This window comes from Desulfurella sp. (assembly GCF_023256235.1).
Lineage (GTDB): Bacteria > Campylobacterota_A > Desulfurellia > Desulfurellales > Desulfurellaceae > Desulfurella.
On the sequence record NZ_JAGDWY010000027.1, the window covers coordinates 3,082 to 8,372 of the forward strand.

Below are 5,291 nucleotides of genomic sequence, written 5' to 3' on the forward strand. Positions count from 1 at the left end.
GTTCGTTTAGTTTTTTAATGCCTGAAGCCGGATTTTTATCGAGATAACCTTTTTTAATACAAAAGTTAAAAAAATTATGTAGAGTAAATATTTATATATTAACAAGTCTGTATGATATCTCAGAATCCCTTTTATTTTTATTTTTATGTAATGCAGAAATTTCTAATTTTCTCTTAAGTTGATAGTTCTCTATTTGGTCTATTGTTATACCTGTAATTTGTTTATCCTTAAAAAAAGACAAAAAATGTTTTGAAGCGGTAATTCTGATTTCAATTGTTTTTTTTGAAACTGTTGATTAAAACGAAAAATAAGGGCAATTCTGTTCGTTTTTTATTAGCGCAGAGAAGTGAAAGGAAGCTCCACCAAAGACTAAGAACCGACTACCCGCCTGAAGCTCCAAGACCAAATACCTAACCCCGACTACCTATCTCAGCCATTGCCTCTACCATTATTAAGCCTTTCGTTTAATTCTTTGGTGAAGGCGTCTTCTTGTTCAGTTATATTTTCTTTTATTTTTTGCATTGTTTGCGATACATATTCTTTAATTTTTTCTTTAAAAAAATATTGCATATCTGATTTGCTTATATTGTATTTAGGTTTAAGCAGCGACGGCACTTTATCCTCTTTTATGCTATCCATGTCAATTGCATATTTTAAAAAATTAGTTTTATTAAACATAAAACATTCTCTGCCGTCTTTAGTTTGTTTATTGTATAATCTGCTTGCTTCGTTTATAGCTTTTTCAAGTCCAAACTCTTTGGTTATTACATATAAATCATAATAATCTCTGTATTTTGCTCTTAAAAACAAAACATTAGTTTTCATTATTGCAATTTGCTCCAGCGTTGCTAAATTAAAATTGGAAATTTTTACAGGTCTTAAAAAATCCCAATGGGCATTAAAAAATGTAACTTTTACACCATCTAATAATACATCAATTAATTCATTTGTTCTATTGAGTATTTCTTTTTTTTGAAAATATTTAAATAATCCCAAAATTTCATCTGTATTGAAATTATTTTCGTATGTAAAAAAATCTAAATCCTCACTTTTTCTATGGCACAAATGCAAAGAAAGAGCACTGCCACCAACCAGCACATATTTTGATAAAAAACTGTGTTTTATCAGTTCTTTTAATACCTTTTGTGCATCAGGTAGCAAGCATTTTAAGTTTTTTAAGTCTTCCATTTTTTAATTCTTTAAAATAATTAGCTTCCACATTCATATCAAAAAATACTCTAGCAAGCATCAAATTTATTTTTATAAATCGTTTGTCAAGAGCAAGGGTTTTCATCCAAACTTTTTTAACATTTCTTTTCCCAAAAAGCTTTATAAGTTTTTTGATATCGTCAAAATCACCATATCTTAAAACATATTCAATAAACACATTTTCATTAAAATTATCATATTTTGCATTTTTATCAAAACTCCAAAATATCCCTTTGTCTTTTAGTTTATTAAAAAGACTTTCTTTGCTTAGATAGTTATTTTTTAATTTAGATATAGCACTAATAGATAAATCTAAGTATTTGGAAATTTCATCTTGTGAGTATCCATTTTTTATTGCTTCACAAATTGCTTTTTTTCTTTCAAAGTTATCAAAAAAATAGTTGAGTTGTTTTTTATCTACTTTTTCAATTTTTTCTACTTTGTTGTCTTTTATTGCTATTTTAGAATTAAAGAAATCATCAATCTTTTTCAAATCCTCATAAGTAAATTCATTAAGATTAACTCTGTTTATCAACTCATAATTTAGCATCTCAAACTCAAATCTTTTGCTGTTCATTGAATATTTATATCCTCCAATATCTAAAGCAATACCTGCTTTAACTGGATTGTATTCAATATATTTAACAAGGATTTCAAGATAGCTGCTATCCCACACATACCTTGATTTAAACCTACCTTGCCACAATGAACCAGCCATTTTGTATTTCTTATTAAAATAAATTGCGTATTTCATATTAATCTGTTTCATTATAGTTGAAATATTGCCCTTATTTGTTTTCATCAAAAGGTGGTAATAGTTTTTCATCAAGCAAAAAGAGTAAATCTCAAAGCTATATAGCTTTGCATATTCATCAATAATTGAGAGAAATTGAATAAAATCGCTATCCTCCAGGAAAATATCTCTTTTTTTAATACCTGCATTAATGATATGATAAAAACCTGCAAGATTTAATCTTGGTGTTCTGGCCACTTAATACCCCAGCTTTCCTTTAGTTTTTAAATTGTATCATTTAAATATGAAAAAGTAAAGCTCTGTCCCTCTTGATCTGATCTGTCATTCTGTGTATAATTACGAGGAAACAAAAGCGACAATTGATCCCATCTTTTTAAAACGATTTAGAGCAAAAAATGGAAAAATTTGTTAAAGTGAAAAAATAAAATTAAATGTTTAACACCACTTGCAATTTAAATTGGACTCCTCTTTTTTTCTATGCTATAATTAGTTCTTGTAAGGAGCCTTTCTATGGACAAAGACAATAATATAAAAAGCCAGCAGTATGATGTATTCTTTAAAACACTTCTTTCAAGAAAGGAAAATGCAAAATCTCTAATAGAATTCACACTGGATAAAAATCTCCTTCCATACATTGACTTAAACTCAATAGTCCCACTAGACACCCAAAGAATCTCAAAAAAATACAAACAGCTATATATGGATGCAGCCTTTAGAGTAAAGTTCAAAGAAGAAGACGCACAAATATACTTTATCATAGAACACAAATCAGAAAGCTTATCTTTTTCTCCTTTGCAGATACTTTCATACATGTATGCTGTATGGGATTATAATCAAAAAAACAATCAGCCATATGAACCTATAATTCCCATAGTCTTCTACCATGGCATAGAGCCCTGGAAAAAACCTATTTTCTTTGCAGACTACTTTAAACACAAAGACCTCATAATCGACTACCTGCCAAATTTCAAATACATACTAACAGACACAAGCCAGATATCAGATGATACAATCCTTAAAGCTATAGACAATATAGAATTCAAAGCAGGAGTATACCTTCTAAAGCATGTGTTTGAAAAAAACATAGAAAACATAAAAACAATAATTGAAATAATAAAAAACACAAAAGAGGATACAATATTTGTCTTTTTGGATTATATTTCTCATTTAGAGACATATGACGAAGAAGAAGTAGAAAAAACTTTCAAAGAAATACTGGGAGGTGACAAAATGGCACCATTGGTTGATAAATGGATAAAGCAGGGAGAAGAGATAGGCAGAGAAAAAGGCTTGCTTGAGGGTATTGAGAAAGGAATGGAGAAAGGTCTAGAAATAGGAATTGCAACCGAAGCCAGAAACTCTTTGATAGATACATTAGAGGCTAAGTTTGGTAATTTACCAAAAGACATAATTCTTGTAATAAAAAATATCCAGGATATAGAAAAACTGAGAGGTCTTAGAAAGATCGCTATCAAAGCTCAAAGTCTGGATGAAGTAAAAAAAGAGCTTTAAAGGTAATTTATTTACCTCATTAGGCTAAAGTAACCGTATAAAATCATTTTAATCTAAGCCTACTTTGAAAAACTATAAAACTCTTAAAATGCTTTTCTGATAATATTTCTAAAAATATCAGTTTAACGGGATAGCGGGTCATTTATACGATTTTTTAAGTTTTAAGGTAAAGTGGCTTTTAATTTTTATATTATATTTTTTTTGGCTTACTATGAACAATAAAGAATTTTAAGTGAAATTTCCTAAGGTTTTTCTAATTCAATTTCAATAATTTCTCCTTTAAGGCCATAATATAAAATTTTATCGAAACATTTATTTTTATTATCAAAATCAGTCTTTATTTCACATTCAACTTTTTTATTAAAATCTTTATCTAATGATGATGCCACTATCCTTTTTATAAGGGTTTCGCTAGGAAACGATAGATGCAAGTAAAGCCATAATTCATTCAAATTTAATTCTTTTTTCCTTTTTTTATAGAGGCATTTTGATTGTTTTTTATTTATTTTATTTCTTATTTGCTTAACAAGAGAAGAAGTAATTTCTTTTGGATCGATGAAAGTTGCACTATAACCGCTTCTTTCCTTAAATTCTTCTTCCGTTTCCATAGCAATAAGTTCTATACCTATTCTATATCCTGTTTTTGTTTCTAGTATAAAGTCGGGTGTTTCGGTTTTTAATATTTTTGATGTTTTTAAGGCATAATCGCTATTTTTATAATATTCACACAACCAGTATAGAAAGTATATTTCTTCTATTTTTTTTCTTTCTGATTGCGAGATAAATGGAATAATATCCTTATTCAAATGATGCAAATAACTTAATCCTTCAAAAGCACAATTTAGTAGCAAATAATTTGAATCTGGTGCCTCTAGCTCACTTAAATAAAAAGTGTCTTTATCTGCTAATATTTCATGAAGTTCTTTAAAAATACGGTTGGTATTAGCGGTAAATACTTTTTCTTTAAAGAGACTTTTTTCTTTTTCACTTAATTTACTATCCAATGAATGGATTAACTGTAAAAAAATATATGAATAATAATATTCTTCTAGAGAATAACCTCCCACTTTATTATCGGTAAGTATAATAGATGAAAGTATGTTAAGAGTAGTATTATAGTCTTTAAAGAAATTGAAATACGGATTTTCTTGCCAATCCCAGAAAAAATTACTTTTTTCTTCCCATTTTATTTCTTTAGATTCGCTTAAAGTTTCAATAATTATCCAAGTAGTTAAAAGTTTTTCCTTTTCTGGTTTATTTGTGAAATCAATTTTTGCCATTGATATTATTTTATCAATATAATCAATGGAGTTTATCTTTTTAGCTGACATAATAAATAGAAATGCGTACATGAGGAATAATTTTTCATGTGTTTGTGTTTTATCAAAATGGTGTAAGCAATTTTTGCTTAGTTTTTCAATAGCGTTAAATAAATGATATGTTTGGTCTTCTGATGTATTTTGGAAATTTTCAAGAAGCTTCCCAGCCAGTATATTTATCCATTCTAAATAATATTCTTTTCTTTTTAATAAAAATTGTAATATTTCTTCTATGGATGACTCAAAATTTTGAAAGTTAGTTAGGTATTCTGCGCAATTATCAATTACCTGAATTAAATTGTCTAAGTTTTCAACAATATTTTCTCCTTGAAACCCTAATAAATCTTGTTTAGCTTTTTTATAACTATTAACACACATCCTTTCCAACTCAAACATTTATTTCAATAACCTTGCTTGTATCAATACCAAGTGTATCAACCACATTTTTTCTTGCCAACAACATTGGTTTTTGGTAGTATCGCATTTATAAAAACGGT

The 5,291-nt window shown here is 28.0% G+C and carries 4 protein-coding genes; 1 reads left to right on the top strand and 3 read right to left on the bottom strand.

Features of this window, described 5'->3' with window-relative positions; translation table 11 throughout:
• Positions 1-429 precede the first annotated feature (429 nt).
• Positions 430-1,188 carry a nucleotidyl transferase AbiEii/AbiGii toxin family protein gene (locus tag Q0C22_RS02830; protein ID WP_291490559.1) on the bottom strand — a complete coding sequence of 253 codons (759 nt, stop codon included), beginning with the start codon at positions 1,186-1,188 and terminating at the stop codon, positions 430-432.
• Entirely contained in the window at positions 1,151-2,200 is a 1,050-nt protein-coding gene (locus Q0C22_RS02835) for a transposase (protein ID WP_291490560.1), read from the bottom strand. Before Q0C22_RS02835 ends, Q0C22_RS02830 begins: the two co-directional genes overlap by 38 nt.
• Positions 2,201-2,473: 273 nt before the next feature.
• On the opposite strand from Q0C22_RS02835, the gene Q0C22_RS02840 reads away from it, so the two are divergent.
• Positions 2,474-3,475, top strand: coding sequence for an Rpn family recombination-promoting nuclease/putative transposase (locus tag Q0C22_RS02840; RefSeq protein ID WP_291490561.1), 1,002 nt, complete (start codon positions 2,474-2,476; stop codon positions 3,473-3,475).
• Positions 3,476-3,717: 242 nt separating this feature from the next.
• Here the strand turns inward: Q0C22_RS02840 and Q0C22_RS02845 are convergent, their stop codons facing one another.
• On the bottom strand, positions 3,718-5,190 hold the full coding sequence (locus Q0C22_RS02845) for a hypothetical protein (RefSeq protein WP_291490562.1): 1,473 nt from the start codon (positions 5,188-5,190) through the stop codon (positions 3,718-3,720).
• Positions 5,191-5,291 lie beyond the last annotated feature (101 nt).